The organism is Bacillus sp. SRB_331 (assembly GCF_003264175.1).
Lineage (GTDB): Bacteria > Bacillota > Bacilli > Bacillales > Bacillaceae_G > Bacillus_A > Bacillus_A mycoides.
In genome coordinates, this window is sequence record NZ_NADV01000018.1 from 31765 (window position 1) to 51756 (window position 19992).

The 19992-nt window shown below is 35.2% G+C and carries 20 protein-coding genes and 1 pseudogene; 11 read left to right on the plus strand and 10 right to left on the minus strand.

Going from position 1 to position 19992, the window contains the following annotated elements:
- Window positions 1-48 precede the first annotated feature (48 nt).
- The 4 genes from gnd (at window position 49) to B5P42_RS13015 (ending at window position 4896) form a co-directional block, all read left to right on the plus strand.
- Window positions 49-942, plus strand: a complete 894-nt coding sequence (gnd, locus tag B5P42_RS13000) for a phosphogluconate dehydrogenase (NAD(+)-dependent, decarboxylating) (RefSeq protein WP_113734353.1) — start codon at window positions 49-51, stop codon at window positions 940-942.
- A gap of 204 nt (window positions 943-1146) precedes the next feature.
- Window positions 1147-1815 (plus strand): fructose-6-phosphate aldolase, encoded by a 669-nt coding sequence (gene fsa / locus B5P42_RS13005; protein ID WP_113734354.1) that lies wholly within the window; start codon window positions 1147-1149, stop codon window positions 1813-1815.
- A gap of 329 nt (window positions 1816-2144) precedes the next feature.
- Window positions 2145-3698 carry a gluconokinase gene (gene gntK / locus B5P42_RS13010; protein WP_113734396.1) on the plus strand — a complete coding sequence of 518 codons (1554 nt, stop codon included), beginning with the start codon at window positions 2145-2147 and terminating at the stop codon, window positions 3696-3698.
- A gap of 130 nt (window positions 3699-3828) precedes the next feature.
- Window positions 3829-4896 carry a lactonase family protein gene (locus B5P42_RS13015; RefSeq protein WP_483295819.1) on the plus strand — a complete coding sequence of 356 codons (1068 nt, stop codon included), beginning with the start codon at window positions 3829-3831 and terminating at the stop codon, window positions 4894-4896.
- A 123-nt stretch (window positions 4897-5019) separates the two neighbouring features.
- Here B5P42_RS13015 and B5P42_RS13020 read toward each other — a convergent pair whose 3' ends face one another.
- Window positions 5020-5196, minus strand: a complete 177-nt coding sequence (locus B5P42_RS13020; RefSeq protein ID WP_001162789.1) for a DUF1272 domain-containing protein — start codon at window positions 5194-5196, stop codon at window positions 5020-5022.
- Between the two features lie 195 nt (window positions 5197-5391).
- Here B5P42_RS13020 and B5P42_RS13025 point away from each other — a divergent pair, with 195 nt between their 5' ends.
- Window positions 5392-6213: a pentapeptide repeat-containing protein gene (locus tag B5P42_RS13025; RefSeq protein WP_113734355.1), complete on the plus strand. Its 822-nt coding sequence runs from the start codon at window positions 5392-5394 to the stop codon at window positions 6211-6213.
- Window positions 6214-6323: 110 nt separating this feature from the next.
- Here B5P42_RS13025 and B5P42_RS13030 read toward each other — a convergent pair whose 3' ends face one another.
- The gene (locus B5P42_RS13030; protein WP_113734356.1) at window positions 6324-7211 is read right to left on the minus strand and encodes a DMT family transporter; all 888 of its coding nucleotides are present in this window, start codon (window positions 7209-7211) and stop codon (window positions 6324-6326) included.
- Window positions 7212-7544: 333 nt separating this feature from the next.
- On the opposite strand from B5P42_RS13030, the gene B5P42_RS13035 reads away from it, so the two are divergent.
- The gene (locus B5P42_RS13035) at window positions 7545-8330 is read left to right on the plus strand and encodes a glycosyltransferase family 2 protein (RefSeq protein ID WP_113734357.1); all 786 of its coding nucleotides are present in this window, start codon (window positions 7545-7547) and stop codon (window positions 8328-8330) included.
- Here the strand turns inward: B5P42_RS13035 and B5P42_RS13040 are convergent.
- The 5 genes from B5P42_RS13040 to B5P42_RS13060 form a co-directional block, all read right to left on the minus strand.
- Window positions 8299-9222 carry an NAD-dependent epimerase/dehydratase family protein gene (locus B5P42_RS13040; protein ID WP_113734358.1) on the minus strand — a complete coding sequence of 308 codons (924 nt, stop codon included), beginning with the start codon at window positions 9220-9222 and terminating at the stop codon, window positions 8299-8301. The two genes, B5P42_RS13035 and B5P42_RS13040, sit on opposite strands and share 32 nt — an antisense overlap.
- The gene (locus B5P42_RS13045) at window positions 9219-10442 is read right to left on the minus strand and encodes a class I SAM-dependent methyltransferase (RefSeq protein ID WP_113734359.1); all 1224 of its coding nucleotides are present in this window, start codon (window positions 10440-10442) and stop codon (window positions 9219-9221) included. The genes B5P42_RS13040 and B5P42_RS13045 overlap by 4 nt, the downstream gene beginning before the upstream one ends.
- Window positions 10443-10454: 12 nt before the next feature.
- Window positions 10455-11510, minus strand: coding sequence for a CDP-glucose 4,6-dehydratase (gene rfbG, locus B5P42_RS13050; RefSeq protein ID WP_044443284.1), 1056 nt, complete (start codon window positions 11508-11510; stop codon window positions 10455-10457).
- Between the two features lies 1 nt (window position 11511).
- Complete coding sequence (gene rfbF / locus B5P42_RS13055) at window positions 11512-12279, minus strand: glucose-1-phosphate cytidylyltransferase (RefSeq protein ID WP_044443287.1); 768 nt, start codon at window positions 12277-12279, stop codon at window positions 11512-11514.
- 117 nt (window positions 12280-12396) lie between these two features.
- The gene (locus B5P42_RS13060; RefSeq protein ID WP_107887990.1) at window positions 12397-13164 is read right to left on the minus strand and encodes a glycosyltransferase family 2 protein; all 768 of its coding nucleotides are present in this window, start codon (window positions 13162-13164) and stop codon (window positions 12397-12399) included.
- Between the two features lie 294 nt (window positions 13165-13458).
- Between B5P42_RS13060 and B5P42_RS13065 the strand changes: the two genes are divergently transcribed.
- From B5P42_RS13065 to B5P42_RS13080, 4 genes are all read left to right on the plus strand, one after another.
- A complete protein-coding gene (locus tag B5P42_RS13065; RefSeq protein ID WP_012261301.1) occupies window positions 13459-13863 on the plus strand; it encodes a MerR family transcriptional regulator in 405 nt (134 codons plus the stop codon).
- A gap of 119 nt (window positions 13864-13982) precedes the next feature.
- The gene (locus tag B5P42_RS13070) at window positions 13983-15311 is read left to right on the plus strand and encodes a hemolysin family protein (protein WP_044443291.1); all 1329 of its coding nucleotides are present in this window, start codon (window positions 13983-13985) and stop codon (window positions 15309-15311) included.
- 53 nt (window positions 15312-15364) lie between these two features.
- Complete coding sequence (locus tag B5P42_RS13075; RefSeq protein WP_113734360.1) at window positions 15365-15778, plus strand: ATP synthase subunit I; 414 nt, start codon at window positions 15365-15367, stop codon at window positions 15776-15778.
- A gap of 220 nt (window positions 15779-15998) precedes the next feature.
- Window positions 15999-16547, plus strand: a complete 549-nt coding sequence (locus B5P42_RS13080) for a DUF2179 domain-containing protein (RefSeq protein WP_060750669.1) — start codon at window positions 15999-16001, stop codon at window positions 16545-16547.
- Between the two features lie 97 nt (window positions 16548-16644).
- Here the strand turns inward: B5P42_RS13080 and B5P42_RS13085 are convergent, their stop codons facing one another.
- Both B5P42_RS13085 and B5P42_RS13090 read right to left on the minus strand, forming a co-directional pair.
- Window positions 16645-16872, minus strand: coding sequence for a DUF3923 family protein (locus B5P42_RS13085; RefSeq protein ID WP_002084381.1), 228 nt, complete (start codon window positions 16870-16872; stop codon window positions 16645-16647).
- 75 nt (window positions 16873-16947) lie between these two features.
- Window positions 16948-17328: a hypothetical protein gene (locus B5P42_RS13090; RefSeq protein WP_044443295.1), complete on the minus strand. Its 381-nt coding sequence runs from the start codon at window positions 17326-17328 to the stop codon at window positions 16948-16950.
- A gap of 370 nt (window positions 17329-17698) precedes the next feature.
- Here B5P42_RS13090 and B5P42_RS13095 point away from each other — a divergent pair.
- Window positions 17699-18602, plus strand: a pseudogene (locus tag B5P42_RS13095) (tetratricopeptide repeat protein).
- A gap of 82 nt (window positions 18603-18684) precedes the next feature.
- Here the strand turns inward: B5P42_RS13095 and B5P42_RS13100 are convergent.
- Window positions 18685-19881, minus strand: a complete 1197-nt coding sequence (locus B5P42_RS13100) for an MDR family MFS transporter (RefSeq protein ID WP_088293866.1) — start codon at window positions 19879-19881, stop codon at window positions 18685-18687.
- Window positions 19882-19992 lie beyond the last annotated feature (111 nt).

Here is a 19992-nt window from a genome sequence, read left to right on the forward strand (position 1 = left end):
TAGTGATATGGATTTTTAATAAAAGATAATCTGAGGAGGAATTATATTATGCAAGTAGGATTAATTGGGTTAGGTAAAATGGGATTAAACTTAGGGGAAAATTTAATTGATCATAAACATGAAGTAGCAGCATTTGATTTAAATACGAGCGCAGTAGAAGAAATGAAAGAGTATGGGGCTACAGGTACATCTAGTTTAAGTGAACTTGTTCAGTCATTAGAATCACCAAGAATTCTTTGGGTTATGGTTCCGCATGCTGTTGTTGATTCTGTTATTGATGAGGTTACACCATTGCTTTCAAAAGGAGATATTTTAATTGAAGCGGGTAATTCACATTATAAAGAGTCTATTCGCCGATATGAGCAATTAAAGAAAGATGGCATTCACTTTATGGATGCAGGAACTTCTGGCGGAATGGAAGGCGCTCGTAATGGTGCTTGTTACATGATCGGAGGAGATCAAGAAGCTTGGGAAATCGTTGAACCTATCTTCCGCGATACAGCTGTAGAAAATGGATTCTTATATGCTGGAAAAGCTGGTAGTGGTCACTTCTTAAAAATGGTTCACAATGGAATTGAATACGGTATGATGGCTGCTATTGGTGAAGGATTTGAGATTTTAGAGAAAAGTGAATTTGATTATGATTATGAAAAAGTATCAAGAGTATGGAACAACGGTTCAGTAATTCGCTCTTGGTTAATGGAATTAACTGAAAATGCATTTTCTAAAGATGCAAAACTTGATGAAATTAAGGGCGTTATGCATTCTTCTGGTGAAGGCAAATGGACAGTAGAAACAGCATTAGATCTTCAAACAGCAACGCCTGTTATCGCAATGGCTCTATTAATGCGCTACCGCTCATTAGACAATGATACATTTACAGGAAAAGTTGTAGCAGCTCTGCGCAATGAATTTGGCGGACATGCAGTAGAAAAGAAATAAAGTGAAACTTTAATCAGTGGGGGTTCTTTATCCCCCACTGATTATTAGCCTTCACCAATCGGGCTTTTACGGGAAGCCCGACCCCAAACCTAACTTCTTTGCTTCGCTGAATTTTGAGGTGGGGGTCTTACTGCCCGGCAAATAGCGGGATAAACATCTTAAAATTATAACTCGTTAACGTTTAAAAACTGGAGGGAATTAATCATGAAGTTTTTTATTGATACTGCAAATCTTGAGGACATAAAAAAAGCATATAAACTTGGAGTTTTAGCTGGTGTTACAACGAATCCTTCTTTAGTAGCAAAAGAGGGCGTTAAGTTTGAAGACCGTATCGCAGAAATTTGTCAGGCAGTACCTAAAGTTGAGTCTGTTTCGGCAGAAGTAACGCCAGATGCTGTTACAGCTGAAGAAATGATTGCTCAAGCAGAAGAATTAATTAAAATTAACGGTGGCGATAAAAACGTCACGATAAAACTTCCGATGACGTTAGCAGGATTAGAAGCTTGTCGCTATCTTACTGAAAAAGGTGTGAAAACGAACGTTACACTTATTTTCACTGTGAACCAAGCTCTTTTAGCGGCCCGAGCAGGTGCAACGTACGTTTCTCCATTTTTAGGACGTTTAGATGATATTTCTGAAGATGGTGTACTATTAGTTGCTAAAATTGCTGAATTATTAGATATTCATCAATTAGATACACAAATTATTGCGGCTTCTGTCAGACACCCAGATCATGTAACTCGTGTAGCGATGGCAGGTGCTCACATTGCAACAATTCCTTATAAAGTAATTGAACAACTTGCTATGCATCCATTAACAGACCAAGGTATTGAAAAGTTTGCTGCGGATTGGGCAAAAGCGCCTAAATTATAATGAAGTGAAGCTTTCACTAATTGCTTTTTTCATGAGAAGACCACTCTCTATGTAACTTCATCCTGTAAACTTAATCTCGAGTTTGGCATCTTATTACGTGAAAACAGCAATATAAAAAGAAACGATTCATTTTCAAAATAGCACAATAGTTATGAAAAGGACCCCCTTATGAGTGTAAAGTTTATTTGGACGTAACTCTCATAAGGGAGAGTTTTTTTTCGTATAAATCATGGTGATTTCAAGTATGTATGTAATCAAGAAAGAACTTTGTGGGTGCTCTTTTGTTATAGGAATATTTTGAAAGGGGTTACATAGTGAGCTCGAAATATATGATTGGTGTAGATATTGGAACAACTAGTACAAAATCAGTTTTATTTTCGATTGATGGGTCTGTTATTGCAAGCCACGGGATTGAATATCCTTTATATTCTCCAGCGCCAGAAATAGCAGAACAAGATCCAGAAGAGATTTTTCAAGCAGTGATACATACGATTAAAGAAGCTATACAATCAAGTGATGTACAACCGATTGATATTCTTTGTGTTTCCTTTAGTTCGGCAATGCATAGTGTCATTGCTGTAGACGAAGAAGGGAAGCCGGTAGCGAGATGTATCACTTGGGCAGATAATAGAAGCGCAAGCTGGGCAGAGAAAATAAAGAATGATATGAATGGTCATGAAATTTACCTTCGGACTGGAACACCAATCCATCCTATGTCACCGCTTTCGAAATTAGTTTGGCTACAGAATGAGCATGCTGAATTGTTTGCAAAAAGCTCTAAATTCATTTCTATTAAAGAGTATGTTTTCTATAAATTATTTAAGGAATATGTAATTGATTATTCTATAGCATCAGCAACAGGAATGTTTAATTTAAAATCTTTAAAATGGGATGAAGAGGCTTTACAGATTGCAGGGATTACAGATGAAAAACTTTCTAAACTTGTTTCAACTACACACAGCTTAATAGGATTAGATGAAGAACTTGCAAAAGAGATGAATGTACTTGTTTCTACGCCCTTTATAGTAGGAGCGAGTGATGGAGTACTATCTAATTTAGGTGTAAATGCCATAGAGCCTGGAGTTGTTGCTGTTACAATTGGTACGAGCGGTGCGATACGTGCCGTCACAAATCGTCCCGTCACAAATCGTCCCGTCACAAATCGTCCCGTAACGGATCCAAAGGGTAGAATTTTTTGTTATGCCCTAACTGAAGACCATTGGGTAATTGGCGGGCCAGTTAATAACGGTGGGATGATTTTTAGGTGGGCTCGTGACCAATTAGGCACTTCAGAGATTGAACTTGCGAAGCGTTTAGGAAAAGATCCATATGAAGTGCTTACTGAAATAGCAGCAAAAGTTAACCCTGGATCTGACGGTTTATTATTTCATCCGTATTTAGCAGGAGAAAGAGCTCCTTTATGGAATGCAAATGCGCGAGGGTCTTTCTTTGGACTTGGATTACATCATAAGAAAGAACATCTTATTCGTGCTGTTTTAGAAGGAGTAATTTATAACTTGTATACCGTTCTGCTTGCTTTAAAAGAGCTTATCGGCGAACCGAAAAAAATTCAAGCGACAGGTGGTTTTGCAAGGTCGGAACTTTGGAGACAGATGATGGCAGATATCTTTCATCAAGACGTATATGTTCCTGAAAGTTTCGAAAGTTCTTGCTTAGGAGCTGCGATCCTCGGTTTATATAGTTTAGGTGAAGTAGATACGTTGCATGTAGTTTCTGAAATGGTTGGGGCAAATTTTTATCATGAACCAAACATGGAAAGCGTGGAAAAATATAAAGATTTAACACCAATCTATATTCGTCTGTCCCGTCACTTGGAAGAAGAATATGAAAGTATAGCAACTTATCAAAAAAAATGGGTTTAAAGGCTATTTAGCAAGAAAATATGGTAACGTATAAAGAGGTACTCCGATTTTTTAGGATATTCTTTCAATATAAATAGTTTAAGGCTACTTAGTAAAAAGTATGATGAACAAAAACTATAGGGAGAGGGTTATGAAAATGAAGGATAACAAAAAGTTTATTGGATATGTTGGAACTTACACGAAAGAAAATAGCGAAGGAATATATACGTTTACTTTAGACACGGAAGCAAAAAAAATTAGTAATGTAACACTTGCGGCCAAACTGGATAACCCTACATATGTAACTATTAACCGAAATAATGAATATCTCTATTCTGTTGTTAAAGAAGGCGAAACTGGTGGTGTAGCTGCTTATTCAATTGATAGTCATACTGGAGAACTTCAGGCAAAAAACAGACAAGTAGTAGAAGGGGCTTCTCCTTGTCATCTTAGTGTTGATAGTGGAAATCATACGGTAGTTACAGCGAATTACCATAAAGGAACGATTGAGTCTTTCGGAGTAAATGAAAAAAATGGAACTGTAAATCCTGCAGCATCTATTATGGCACATGAAGGTTCAGGTCCAAATAAAGAAAGACAAGAAAAACCACATGCACATTACGCGGGATATACTCCTGATGAAAAATATGTGGTGGGTGTTGATTTAGGAATTGATAAATTAATTACATATGAAATAAAAGATAGTGCATTAACAGAAGTGAATAGCTTATCTGTAAATCCAGGAAGTGGTCCGAGACATATTACTTTTCATCCAAATGGAAAGTACGCCTATGTGATGACTGAGCTGAGTTCAGAGGTTATTGTGTTAACATATAATTCAGAAGAAGGGGCTTTTACAGAATTACAGTATATTTCTACTGTTCCAGAAGAATTTGATGGAAACAGTCAAGGGAGTGCTATTCATATTTCTTCTGACGGCCGTTTTGTGTATGCAGCTAATCGTGGTCATAATAGTATCGCTGTTTTCAGTGTGGATCAAAACTCAGGTCAGCTTACATTTATTGAACATACATCTACAGAAGGAAATTGGCCGAGGGACTTTGTATTAGATCCGACTGAAAAATTTCTTGTTGCTACAAATGAAAAGTCACATAACCTTGTGCTATTTTCAAGAAATGAATCTACTGGTAAGTTAACACTTTTACAATCTGATGTTGTTGTACCAGAGCCTGTTTGTGTTAAATTTTTAAATGTTTAATTTGTGAGAGAGATTGAAACTCAGTTCATGTAGAAATGTCTTTATTTATAGGTAAGTCGATATAATTTCATATAACCCCAAAATAGGGGAGAGAAAAAAGAAAAGCGATATCGCCTTGCTTTTTTACTGTTTCTTTTTCGGTCTACGTACTAACTCACCACCGCAGTTTGGACAAACGTTGTGTCTTTCTTCTGTACATGGTGCACAAAATGTACATTCATACACGCAAATGTATGCTTCAGAATCTTGCTCGAGAGATTGATCGCAAATTTGACAGTTTGTTTTCATTTCTAGTGCCATAGTAATTCTCCTTTTAGTTTGAAAATTTATAATTTAATTATAATTCATTAGGTAGAAACTGTCTTTTTCAATTGAAAGGAAATTGAATGATAAAGTTATGAATTGAAATGAAAAATGCCAGTTTGTTTTATAATTGATTATTTAGTGCAGTTGGAATATTATGAAATAGTCAAAGGACAACAGGGGGTATAGATTTTGACTAATCATAACGATCATTTAAAAGCAAACTGCGAAAAATGCTTTGGTTTATGTTGTGTAGCGTTACCGTTCGCAACATCGGTAGATTTTGCGGTAAATAAAGATGGTGGTAAACCATGTTCCAATTTACAATCAGATTTTAAATGTAGTATACATAAAAATCTTAGAGGAAATGGCTATAAAGGTTGTACAGTATTTGAATGTTTCGGTGCTGGGCAAAAGATTTCTCAAGTTACGTTTAAAGGGATTGATTGGCGGAAAGATGCCGGGCATGCAAGGAAAATGTATGATGCTTTTCCAGTTATGCATCAGCTTCATGAAATGCTTTGGTATTTGAATGAGGCTATTCTTTTAAAGGCGACGCAGTCAATTCATAAAGAATTAAAGGAAGCAATTGAAGAGACAGAGCGACTTTCGAATTTAAGTCCAGATGAGTTAATGGAAATATATGTCCCGGTGCACAGAGCAGAAGTGAACATTCTCCTTTTAGAAACGAGCGAATTAGTATGGAAGGAAATGAATGCTGCGCGTAAGAAACGAATCATTCACCGCGGAGCAGACCTTATGGGAGCGAATCTTAAAAAGAAAAATTTACAGGGAGCGAATTTCAGAGGAGCATATTTAATTGCGGCTAACTTAAATGGTGCAGACTTACGAGGAGCAGATCTTATCGGGGCAGATTTGCGAGATGCAGATATTCGCGGAGCAGACTTTACAAATAGTATTTTTCTTACGCAAGTTCAAATTAATGCGGCGAAAGGGGATAAACATACGAAATTGCCGGAATTGTTATCCCGCCCTGCGCATTGGACTGCGTAAATTGCATGTAGTGGTTTGCAAAGTAATATACCGATTTGTATAGGATTCCATGATCAAGACCCAATTATGCGAACAGGCAGAGACTAAGTCTCTGCCTGTTTTTTTTTATACTATTTTTGCTTTTCAAAAGTAGTAATTATAACACTGCATATAATAAGGATACCACCAATGAAAAAGTTACTGTTTAACGTCTCATTTAACAGGAGCCAGCCAAGTAATGATCCTACGATCGGTTGGAAGAAGAAAAATAATGAACTGATGCTAGCATCCATTAATTCTAATCCTTTATTCCAAAGAAAAAATGCACCTGCGGTTGAGACGATTCCTAAATAGAGTACGCCTAATAATACGTACATGTTTATATGTTCAATAGGACTTGATTGGAGTTCCCATACCATGCACGGTGTAATGAAAAAGAGTGAAAAGAATATTGCGTGCGTTGTAATAATTAAAGATGAAAATCGAGCGGAAGCGATTTTTACATAAATGGATAGTAAAGCCCACGTAATAGCGGCTCCAACTAAAATGATTGTACCGATAAAATAGGAGCCGATTTCAATATCCCATCCGATAACGATAATGACACCGATTGTCGCTATTATAGTTGATAAAAGTCTACGAGCAGTTAGTTTCTCTTTTAAAAGGAGCGCTGCAAATATAACCATAAATGCAGGTGTAGCTGATGTTACTAAGGAGCCTGTATGAGCATCGGATAATTTCGTTCCGATAAATTGACATGTGATCGAAATGAAATACCCGATGAATCCAATCCAAGCGAATAATAGCCAATCTTTTTTGTGTATGGTTACTTTTTTCTTTTGCTTTTTTTCAGTTGTTTTCAAAATCGCATATAAAACAACAAAAGCGATAATAAAGCGTAGCCAAACGAGTGTAAGTGGCGGAATAAAGTCGAGTACGTATTTACTAACGACGTACATACCGCCCCAAATACTTGCTGCTAGTGATAAACATATAGCTCCTAAAATGGTTTGTTTCATTTGAATAACCTCCGTCTATTTTTAGGGTTATGATTTATTCCCTAAGACGAGGCATGGTGCACTTGTTATATGAATGCCCGTCTTAGATTATAGACGGACTACAGGTTGATCGTTTTCGAATGAAGTGTTGTAGTACATGAGCGTATTCCTCCTTCATAATTTTATAATGATATTATAACTTAATTTTCAGTTTATTGGGATGTTTCTTTAGAAAATGGAAATGATGGTTGTCTAAGAAAGCATAGTATATGGTAGAAAAACATATTTTTAAAATAAAAGAAACCAATTACATAACTGATAAGTATATTAAGAGTAGGATAAAAAAGTAGATTAATAGAAAAAGAGGAGGAGATTGTTATAACTACGACCGTTATTTCTCATTTTTACAATGAAGAGTATTTATTACCGTGGTGGCTTTCTCATCATACGAAACTGTTTGATTATGGCATTTTAATTAATAAAGGTTCAACAGATCGTTCGGTTGAAATTTGTAAAAAATTCGCACCACACTGGGAAGTACGAGATTCTGCAAATCCAGAATTTGATGCACTAGCGACAGATCATGAAGTGATGAGGATAGAACAAGAAGTAGAAGGATGGAAAATGATTTTAAATACGACTGAGTTTCTTTGTGTGCAAGATAAAAATCAGTTTTGGAAATCACTAAATGAATTGGGAGGGAGGATGTATTGGCTGGAAGGGCTTATTATGGTCGATGATCTTAACTATAATTATCCGGACCTTAACTTTGGAATACCTTTAATGAAACAGCGATTTCACGGTTATTTACCAGAAGAATGGGCGTTATGGAGAAGAGGTAGATTTATTCATAATCATGAACACGGAAGTTATACGGTTGGAAGACATTTATCTGCGCATGAATCTATGACTTACCCGCCACTTGCGTGTATTGCATGGTTTGGTTTCAGCCCTTGGAACGATGCGATGAGAAAGAGGAAATTACAAATTGGTCCGACTCTTTCTGAAGCTAGTAAGCATGGGGGAATGGGAACACATCATATTATTACACCTGAAAGATTAGAAGAATGGTATAAGGATTTAGCAAGAGGGACGAAGGATTTACGTTTTAGTGATGCGTATCGTTATGCTTTTTTATAAATGATTCCCACCATGAAATTGTTTCTTCGATTCCAATATTTAGATCGTATGTCGGTTTCCAGTTTACTTCAGTTTTTAAACGTTCTACATTAACGCCGACGAATAAAGGTTCATCTTTAGAGAAAGGAATCGCACCTAGTTTAATTAAATTTTCTTTTCCGATCTTTTTAGCAATGATAGAAGCTAATTCTTTAATTTGTACAGATTGACCAGAAGCGATATTGATTGTGCCTGTAACGTTGTGTTCTAATACTGTTACGAGAGCATCAGCGACGTCACTCACATGGAGGAAATCTCTTGATTGTTTTCCATGTGTACATAGTGCGTCCTCATTTTTTAATAAGGACGTGATAATGTTAGAAAAGAGTCGATTCCCTTGTTCGTGAGGGCCATACATATGAAAAATGCGGCCCCAACACATGCTGAGGCAGGTTTGTTGTGCGTATGATTGTAGCCAGGAATGTAGTGCGTTTTTACATAATGAATACGGGGTTTTATAGGAAAGAAGCGGTGAATCTTCAAATAATACGCCGTTAAACCATTCATACTCTGCGCCAGTACCGGCAACGATGACTCGCTTTCCGCCGCACGTTGTGAAGTGTTGAATTAATGAGATACTGGATATAAGCCAATAGTAATTATTAATAGATACATAACACGCTGGCGGCACTGCTTCCCAAGCTAAATGAATGAGATGACTAGGCTTAATGTCGTAAATGAGTTTTTTTACTTCTTCATCGCAAAGTAAGTTTACTTTATGCCAATCGCAAGAAAGGTGAGAAGGCTTATTTGTATGGAAAGTGGCGTGCACTTCATAGCCCTTTTGTATAAGAGAATTTACAACATATTTACCAATCCATCCACTACCGCCTGTTACAAGGATTTTTTTCATGGCTCAATTACCTCAACTTCTGGAATCGTTACTAAAAATTTGCCGCCCCATTCACGAATGAAAGAGCATTCTTTCATAATTTCGTCTTTCAAGTTCCAAGGAAGTATGAGAATGTAATCAGGTTTTGTACATTTTATTTCTTCCGGAGATTGTATTGGAATGCGGGTTCCTGGTAGAAGGAGATTTTGTTTGTGAGGGTTTTTATCTACAGTATAATTTAAAAATTCTTTTCCTATCCCGCAATAATTTAAAAGGGTGTTTCCTTTAGCTGGAGCGCCGTAACCGATAATTTGTTTGTTTAAAGCTTTTGCTTCGATAAAAAACTTTAAAATACTTATTTTCAATTGTTCTATGCGTTCAGAAAAAAGGAGATAGCAATCTAATGTATCTAGCCCGTGATCTACTTCTTTTTGGATTATATTTGTAACACTGGAATGGATAGTGGATGAGTCACTGTGATGGTTTACAAAAATACGCAATGAACCACCGTGCGTTGCAAGTTCTTCTACATCGACAATTTGTAAATGATGATGAGCTAAAACTTTTTGAAGACTTATAAGTGAGAAATAGGAGAAATGCTCATGATAGATTGTGTCAAACTGTTTAAAGGATATGAGGTTTAATAAGTGCGGGAATTCAATTGTTATCGTGCCATCTTGTTTTAATAATGTTTTTAAACCGGCAACAAAATCATGCAAGTTCGGAACGTGTGCTAATACGTTATTTGCGACGATTAAATCTGCTTGCGGTAATTTTTTTGCTAAGTCATTGCTGAAAAAATTCACTTCAGTAGGAATTCCTTTTTGGATAGCGATTTCTGCTACATTTTTTGCTGGTTCAATTCCTAACGTTTTGATATTTTCTTTTTGAAAGTATTGTAATAAGTACCCGTCGTTACTTGCGATTTCAATCACTTTCGAATGGTTTGTTAAGTTGAAACGCGTAATCGCCATTTCTACATATTGCTTAGCGTGTAGTAGCCAACTGGAGGAGTAAGAGCTAAAGTATAAATAGTCATGAAAAATATTGTGCGGAGATTCAAATTCATCTAATTGTACAAGTAAACAAGAGTTACAAACAAACGTGTGCAGCGGATAAAATGGCTCCATTTTATATGAGTGTTCTGGAGCTACAAATGAGTTAGCGAGAGGAGAAACGCCTAAATCTAAAAAAGTATTTGTGAGTAATGAGTGGCAAAAACGGCATTTTTTCTGTTCCATTTTATAGCCCCCTTATAAATTTTTGAATGCATCGATTTGTTGTCGCGTGAAAGATTCCATATTTTGACCAGATGCATATTTTTTGTACCAATCAACAGTCCAAGCGATAGAATGATCTGTTGATAATTTAGGAGTCCAACCGAGTTTATTTACTGCTTTTGTACTATCAAGTGTTAAAATAGGTGATTCATAAAGAGTATTTGTATGAGGGGAAAGGATTGTTAGTGGTTGATTCCATAATTTTATTATAGATTGAATGACATCATGAACGGTTCTGTTAAGTTCATTCATCGGGCCGAAATTCCAAGCTGCTGCATATTCGGCGTCTTTCGAAAGGTTTTCAGCTAAAAGAATATAGCCATGTAAAGGATCTAATACGTGTTGCCATGGGCGAATAGCGTTTTTGTTTCTAATATTTAATGTATTATCTTGTAAATATGCACGAATGATATCTGGGAATAATCGGTCTTCTGCCCAATCACCGCCGCCGATGACATTACCTGCTCTTACTGAGGCAAGTTTAGGAGTGTTAGTGTGGAAGAATGATTTTTGATATGATGTTGCAACTAGTTCAGCACAAGCTTTACTAGCACTATAAGGGTCGAAACCTCCTAGTCGGTCAGTTTCCACGAATGCCCGGTTACCGCTCCCGTCATTTTCATAGCATTTATCACTTGTAACATTAATGATGCCACGTATACTTTCTATATGCTTTGCCGCTTCTAATACGTGAACAGTACCTAAAACATTCGTTTTAAATGTTTCGATAGGATTTTTGTATGAAGTGGTGACGATTGGCTGAGCTGCTAAATGAAATAGTATGTCAGGGTTATGTTGTCTCAGGGCATGGAATAAAGAATCGTAATCTGTAATATCGCCTTTAATTGTTATGCACTCTTTTGATACGTTACATTGTTCAAAAAGGTTAGGGATGGATGGGAGGTGAGAAGAATAGCCAACTACTTCTGCACCTAATGAAGTTAAAAAAAGGGTGAGCCATGAGCCTTTAAAGCCAGTATGTCCTGTAATAAATACTTTTTTCTTATTCCAAAAAGATGATGAAGCCATATTACCAAACCTTCCACGGAGCGTTATTACTTTCCCATAGCTCGACTAATTTATTTTTATCGCGCAATGTATCCATTGGATGCCAAAAACCAGTATGTTGATATGCTGCCAATTCGTTTTTATTTACTAACTGAACTAAAGTGTCTGTTTCAAAAATGGACTTATCTCCGCTAATATAATTGAAAATGTCATGGTTTAAAACAAAGAATCCACCGTTAACCCATCCACCATCACCTAAAGGTTTTTCTTGAAATGAGGTAACTGATTGCTTATCTATAACAAGGGAACCGAATCTACCAGGGGGTTGTACGGCAGTTACAGTAGCCATTTTCCCATGTTTTTTATGAAACGTAAGGAGTTCTTTTATATTTACATTACTTAATCCATCGCCGTAAGTTAAAAAGAAAGGTTCGTTCCCGACGTAATTTTGTATCCTTTTCACTCGGCCACCTGTTTCTGTATTTAGACCAGTATCGATAAGAGTAACTTTCCATGGTTCTATACGATGTGAATGGCTAGTGATTGTGTTGTCGCTTAATTGTATTGTGAAATCTGACATGTGTAAGTTGTAATTTAGAAAGAACTCTTTAATTGCATAGCCTTTATAACCTAAGCAAATAATAAATTCAGTAATACCGTAATGACTGAACAGACTCATAATGTGCCATAGAATAGGCTTTGTCCCAATTTCAATCATAGGTTTTGGTTTTAAGTGTGTTTCTTCCCCAATCCTTGTACCGTATCCACCAGCAAGAATAACAGCTTTCATTTTGTCCTCCTAAAATAAAAAGTTATAGTAATTACAGTATTCATATTTTATGCGAATGGTTTTATATTTTTTGCTAAGTAGGAGGAATTGTGTGAAAATATGCCAGTGCGTACAACATTACGGTTTGAATTTTGGGAATAATTCTTGATATTCAGGATGATTACGAAGGTCTTGTGTTACGTTACTAAGCTCTAAAAAACGGGTTTCGAGTTCCTCAGGAGATTGTCCATAATGAGTTTGGAGTCCCATTTGAACACCCATTTTTGAAAGGGTGGGTGTAATTTGTAATTTTCTAGCCTTTGTATGTTCATTCCAAGGGCTAAAATAAAATTTTAAAATAAATGAAGGATAGTCATAAACTATGTTCCCGTGCCGCGAATAATGTCTACCAGGTAAATATGCTCCATCTAGGTGGTTGTGAATAAATCTCCAGGCACATCCGAGTTTTGGGTTATAAGGGAAGACGCCGTGGTATCGTTGCTCTACTAATGGGATAGAATATCTTGGCTTCGAATAATTATGGTTATCAATCATTAAAATCATTCTAATTGCATACATATTTTGTCCTAGTGTATGAAGAGATGAGAAAAACTCTTCTTTATTATTACAACAAAAGAATTCCGTAGTATTTAAAACGATTTTCCAACCTGAAACTTCTCTTTCAATTCCCATAACTTCAATGTCAGTATTTGTTGGGTCAAACTCAATAAATCTTGAATCTCGCACTTCCCAGTGGGGGGCGAATAATTTACAAATCTCAACGGAACGATCAGTGGAACCTCTATTAATTAATATACCGTGATCGAATATTTTTGTATGGTGCATAAGCCACCAAGGAAGCAAATATTCTTCGTTATAAAAATGAGAAATAATAGTTGTGGTAATTTCAATCTCCTCCTATAGAATAAATAATTTATATCGATATTATTATGATATGTTCGTAAATAAGAAAGGTTGAAGGAACGGGCTATTCAATGGCTACATTTCGGTAGTGGTGGTTTAATAAAAATATTGATTTTTATATATAATTAAATTAATAGATTATATGTTTATGGATAGTATAAGATGAGACGAGAAATTTTATATAAATTGTGAATAACAAACCGTCACGTTTGACTGTACAGTTTATGTATTGTATGATAATAGTAATATAAACAAGGGGGGAAGATCGTTGGGAAGGTGTATCGAATCGGACAGTTGGCTCTCATGGCTCACGTGTCGAAACGAACGATTGATTATTATACGAATCTAGGAATCTTAAAAGCGGAGCGATCTCAATCTAATTATCGCTATTACGACGAAACAGCATTTGAGACATTACAATTTATTGAGAAGTGCAAAGAAATGCATATGCCGCTTTGTGAGATTAAAGAGAAGATCGAGGAGAAGAAGCTGCTCGGTATCAATGAACACGTTTCGAAACAAGTGAATGAAGTGACAGACCATATTCATAGATTAGAAGCAGAGCTAACGGAGTTAAAGCCTCTTTTAGATGAATTGACTGATTCACAACGTGAAAAAATATCGAAATCTTTATCAGGTCAAACGACAGCTTTAATACAGACACTTGCTCTATTATTATAGAATAAGTGAAATCCGACCTCTTTAATTTTTGTATCGGGCTATGTTTTCTAACGAACAAATAAGAAAACATTATAGTATACAGGAGGTGGACACCTTAGTTTTTTAACTAAGGGGATTCATTGGAAATATTTAATTTAGTCATGGTTGCGATTTTAATCGCATTTACTGGATTTTTCGTAGCAGCAGAGTTTGCGATTGTTAAGATACGTTCAAGTCGCATTGATCAGCTTGTTGCGGAAGGGAAACGCGGTGCGTTAGCAGCGAAAAAGGTAACAACAAATTTAGATGAATATTTATCTGCTTGTCAATTAGGTATTACAGTTACAGCGATGGGATTAGGTTGGTTAGGTGAACCGACAATCGAAAAGTTATTACACCCGTTATTTGAGAAATGGAACGTAAATCCTTCTATCTCATCAGTATTAACTTTTGGTCTTGCTTTTATGCTAATGACATATTTACACGTTGTAGTAGGGGAATTAGCTCCGAAAACGCTGGCAATTCAAAAGGCTGAAAAAGTAACGTTGTTATTGGCAACTCCGTTAATGATGTTCTATAAAATCATGTATCCATTTATTTGGGTATTGAACGGTTCAGCTCGTGTTATAACTGGTTTATTCGGTTTGAAACCAGCTTCTGAACATGAAGTAGCTCATACAGAAGAAGAATTACGTCTTATTCTTTCAGATAGCTATGAAAGTGGCGAAATTAATCAAGCTGAATACAAGTATGTAAATAATATCTTTGAATTTGATAATCGCATCGCGAAAGAGATAATGGTACCGCGTACAGAAATCGTTGGTTTCTATCTTGAAGATTCAGTAGAAGAACACATGAAAGTAATCCAAAATGAACGATACACACGTTATCCGATTTTTGGAGAAGATAAAGATGATATTATCGGTATGGTCAACGTAAAAGATTTCTTTATTCGATATATGAACAACGATCAAGAAGATTTATCATCGATTCGCACGTATATGCGTCCGATTATTGAAGTTATGGAAACGACTCCAATTCATGATTTATTACTGCAAATGCAGAAGAAGCGAATTCCAATGGCTGTTTTATATGATGAGTACGGAGGAACAGCTGGAATTGTAACGCTTGAAGATATATTGGAGGAAATCGTCGGCGAAATTCGTGATGAATATGATGAAGATGAAGCACCACCAATTCAACATGTGAACGAGTATCATAAAATTGTTGATGGAAAAGTGCTTATCTCAGAAGTAAAAGATTTGTTTGGATTACACATTGAAGAAGACGATGTGGATACAATCGGTGGATGGATTATGATGCAAAATCATGAAATCGAAGAAGGACAATACGTTGAAGCAGAAGGCTATGAATTTAAAGTATTAGAAAAAGATGCTTATCAAATTAAACGTGTTGAAATTCAAAAAATGGATCATGAACAAGAACAAGAGAAAGCAGCAACTGTGTAAGTTGCTGCTTTTCTTCTGACACATAATAAAATGTGAAATTAGGAGCGGATATTTTGATTCAAGTAGCCTTACGTGTATATCGATTACAATTGTATACGATCTTTAGTGGTTTACTACTAATGTGGGCGGTTACTCCGTTTGGAAAACAAGTGACAGGATTCGGTATTGGATTAGCTGTAAGTGCATACTGTCTTTGGTTATTAGCTCGCAGAGTTGAGAAATTAGGAAGAAGTATCGTGATGAAAGAAAAGGCTCCTGGATTAGGAGTTCTAAACCGATTTGCAGCTGCAATATTAGGGGCTATCATTATGTTTGAAATTGAGCATGAAATGGAAATGTGGGCATTTGGCACTGGAATATTGGGTGGACACTTTTTAATGATTGCGAATTTAGCCTATGCAAATATGCAGCTAGTAAAAGAAGAAGAGAAGCAAAGAGAACAAGCTTCGAAAAACATAGAGCTCTGATGAAAGGGACCTAATCAGGTTCCTTTTTTGCGTTTAAAAATAAATGATATAATACGCATGATTTACTGGTACTTATCGAATTTACGCCAAACATAATACGCTTATTTTTGGGGCATTTCAATAGTATGAAAAAAAATTAAAAAAAATTAAAAAACCCATCGATTTCTAAAGCTTATGTATGTTATCATGACAAAAGAATTTGCGAAAGAGGTGGATACCAATGTTACAAGCTTTACTTATTTTTGTGCTTCAAATTATTTACGTTCCAACTTTAACAATCCGTACGATTTTGCTTGTAAAGAATCAAACAAGATCCGCTGCAGGTGTAGGATTGTTAGAAGGAGCAATTTATATTGTCAGTTTAGGTATTGTGTTTCAAGATTTATCAAATTGGATGAACATTGTTGCCTATGTCATCGGCTTTAGTGCGGGACTATTATTAGGCGGTTATATAGAAAATAAATTAGCAATTGGATATATTACGTATCAAGTTAGTTTGCTAGACCGTTGTAATGAATTAGTAAATGAATTACGCCATTTTGGATTTGGCGTTACAGTATTTGAAGGTGAAGGAATAAATTCTATACGTTATCGCTTAGATATCGTTGCAAAGCGTTCTAGAGAAAAAGAACTGTTAGAAATTATTAATGAAATTGCACCGAAAGCGTTTATGTCTTCTTATGAAATCCGTTCGTTTAAAGGTGGATATTTAACGAAGGCGATGAAAAAGAGAGCATTGTTGAAGAAGAAAGATGAACATGCATTGTAAAGAAAAGGGAGTAGTGCAGCTTTAAAAGCACGGCATAATCCCCATAGAAAAAAGAGAGGAATCTATATTGAAAAGGATTCCTCTCTTTTTTTCTGCGTTATTTTTTTCTGCTTTTTCTCAGATTAACAATTAACCATACAACTTGAATAATTAGTGGTAATATAAATGCAATTAATAAAACGATAAATGCTATTAATTTCAGCTCAGGTGTTTGAGTAACACCAGCACCATCAACCTCTCTTAGCCAAATGATAGCTGCCAATATCCCAAAAATGGTAATCCAAAATATGTTACCAATCCACCAAAAAATCCATCGTCTTTTCATATTAGCACCTCTTATATTTACCCTCTGTTAAAAGTATATTTTCGGTTTTTATATTTAAATGAAATAACTATAAAACTACTTTTTTTTAACTGTATATCTAACTTGTTTAAAGGTTGCCATGTCTCCATCTTCGTTATCATCTTTCGTTTGCAAAAGTTGAACTCTTGGCTTGTAGTCTGTCCTATGAGCGTGCTCGATATCTTTAATGTTAAGTTTGTAGGATTCACCATTATTTATTTTTTGTTCCAATACTTTTTTATTGGCAACATAAATAAAAGTTACTTTATTTTCATCAATACCTTCAGTCTTAATTTCTAATTCATTATCTTTTGTTGTAATCGTTGGTGTTAATAATTCAATACTGCCGCTTCCGGTTTCTAAAGAATTTTCTACTATAGTTGAACATCCGGATAAAATGATTCCGATGAATAGAAGAACAATTAATTTCTTTTTCATAACATCCCCCAATTTCAAGTGATTTTTGATTTTGGTATTGCTAGACTGCTAGTGTGGAACGTAAATGTTTAGCTAGCACTTTTTTTATTGTACCATAATATGTAAATTTAAATAGGTTATATATCCAATTTAAGGGAGATTGAAAAGTTTACTTATTGTTGAGAATCAGTATTTTTACAGTAGGTATTTATTTTCTTTACAAAGCAGTGTTGCTAAAATCATTACGAATTGTATATCCAAATATATGCTGAAATGTAGACAGGAGAAAGAACTTAATACGAAGCGAACTTATTATTATGGAAATTACAATTTTTGCATATTAAAATAATGATAGGGAATAGATGAATTCATTCACTTCGGAGGTAGTTACTTGAACATTAACGAGAAGGCAATTGAAATATGAATATGTGGAAGCAATGGAACTGTTTCAACAAGCAGTACATGAATCTAGAGGTGTACAATCTCTCAATAATCTTGCTTGGATGTACTTTTATGAGGAAGAGAATGATGGAAAAGCTCTTGAATTAATAAAAGAAGCTGTTAAGTTGAATCCTTCCTCATACTTTCCTTATAACATCTTAGGGGAAATTTACATGAAACAAGAAAAGTGGGAAGAAGCGAAAGATGCATTACAAAAATCTATTTCGATTCAACCATCCGATGAAGCATATCACAATGTAGCTGTAGCTCATTATAATCTTGGAGAGTTGGAAAAAGCTTCGGAATTTTTCTTGCGAGTTGCAGGGGATTCAGACATTATAATGTATAACTATGTAAAGTATTTAATTGATTTAGGGCGAAAAACAGAAGCGAAAGAGAAGTTGGATGCTTTTAACAGGAAATCTGATGATTTTGTAGGAGAAATTAATGTAGCAGGTTTATATGTTGAGTTGAATTGCTATAAAGAAGCAATTGAATGGTTCGAAAAGGGATACAAAGAATACTGGAAAAGTCCCAATTGGATTGGTAGATTTGTTTATGCTCTATATAAAGCTAATAATTTCTCCCGTATAAATGAAGTTATACGGGAATCTATCGAAGCGAAAACAGCAGAAATAGAAGATGTTCAGAATGAAGAAGTAGAAGAAAATTGGACAGAAAAAGATAAGAAAGAGTTAATTGAGGAATATACAGAAGAGAATAATTGTTATAAAAAAATGATAGAACGTATCAAATCTGGATATGTTCCAGGATTAGAATTTGAAACTGATTATATAGGGGCTTGCTATTTATTTGGTTGTAAAAGACATAATCATCTTGAATATGAAAAATAAAAAGATTCGACTGTCAAATATGATGGTCGAATCTTTTTATTATAGGCTGCTTGTCTAAAGGTACCATCTCAATTGTAATGTGTTAAAGATGTTTCGTCTCATTACATAGGTATATATCCTCTTTAGAGCTCCCTTTTTTAATATTTAAAATATGGAGTGAAATAAAACCAATAAGTCCTATTCCGCCGAAAATAAGCCATGGTGTATACATTCCGTTTAAGTTGGATGTAAAAGATGTACCGGTATAATTACCGATGATAAAACCAAATGCGAGTGATAGTTGATAAAATCCGAAGTAAGTAGCTGTATATGATTCGTTACTGTAATTTGCAATAGCGATATCAGCGTTAGGTAATACGAGTGTTTCACCGATTGTAAATAAAATTACACAAATAAATAGCCAATATGGGTGTTGAAATAAAGGAATGAGTAAAAAGGAAATACTCATTAATAAAACACCGTATTTAATAATCGAAAGTGTGTTGTATTTATGAAATAGTTTTCGGAATAACACCATAAATATGACGCCTGTTATTGCATTTATCGTAATAACTAGTGTAGCAAGCTGGTTGCTATTACTAATGTTTTTCATATGAAGTGGAAGTGCGACAGTAAGCTGAGTAAACATAATATAGAAGAAAATCATAATAAATGAAAACAAAAGGAAAGATTTGTTTTGTAAGATAGCCTGTAGCCCTAATGTAATAGACGTGTTTTCAGTAGTGACTTGGAAGTGATTTTTAAGTAAGTAAAAGATAAAAGCGAATAACAGCATAAGAGATCCTGTTAGAGAAAAAGCATAGATTGGATCGAGTAAGAGTAAGAACCCTCCTGCAATTGGTCCGATTATTGCACCGCAATTAAAACTAAGGTTTAAATATGTAAATAAATTTTTTCTCATATGAGCTGGTTGTGAGCCAAATATGGCGCGCGCAGCAGGTTCGTAAAATGCAGTTCCGAAGCCAATAAGTGCAGAAGAAATAGAAATTGTATAGAAATCAGAGCATATTCCTAAAGCGATAAATCCGATTCCTCTTAAAAATAATCCGGCTATCATCATAATGATATAGCCTATTTTGTCAGCAATTAATCCTGAGAATAATGGGATAACTCGTGATGTGATTGTCATAACCGTCAACACTGTTCCTACTTGAACAGCAGAAAAATGAAGAAAGCTTAATAGATAAATAGCTAAAAATGCGTATACTGCAAAATACCCAAAAGACATAAAGAATGAAGAAATAAGCATGAAACGTATCGGTATTGAGAAACTTTTCATAGAACTCCTCCTAATATCGTAACCAGTAAAATTATTTAATGGTTAACTATTTTATATTATAATTATACATAAAGTCAGAAAAAAGTAAATTTTAAGAAGAAGGTGGATGGA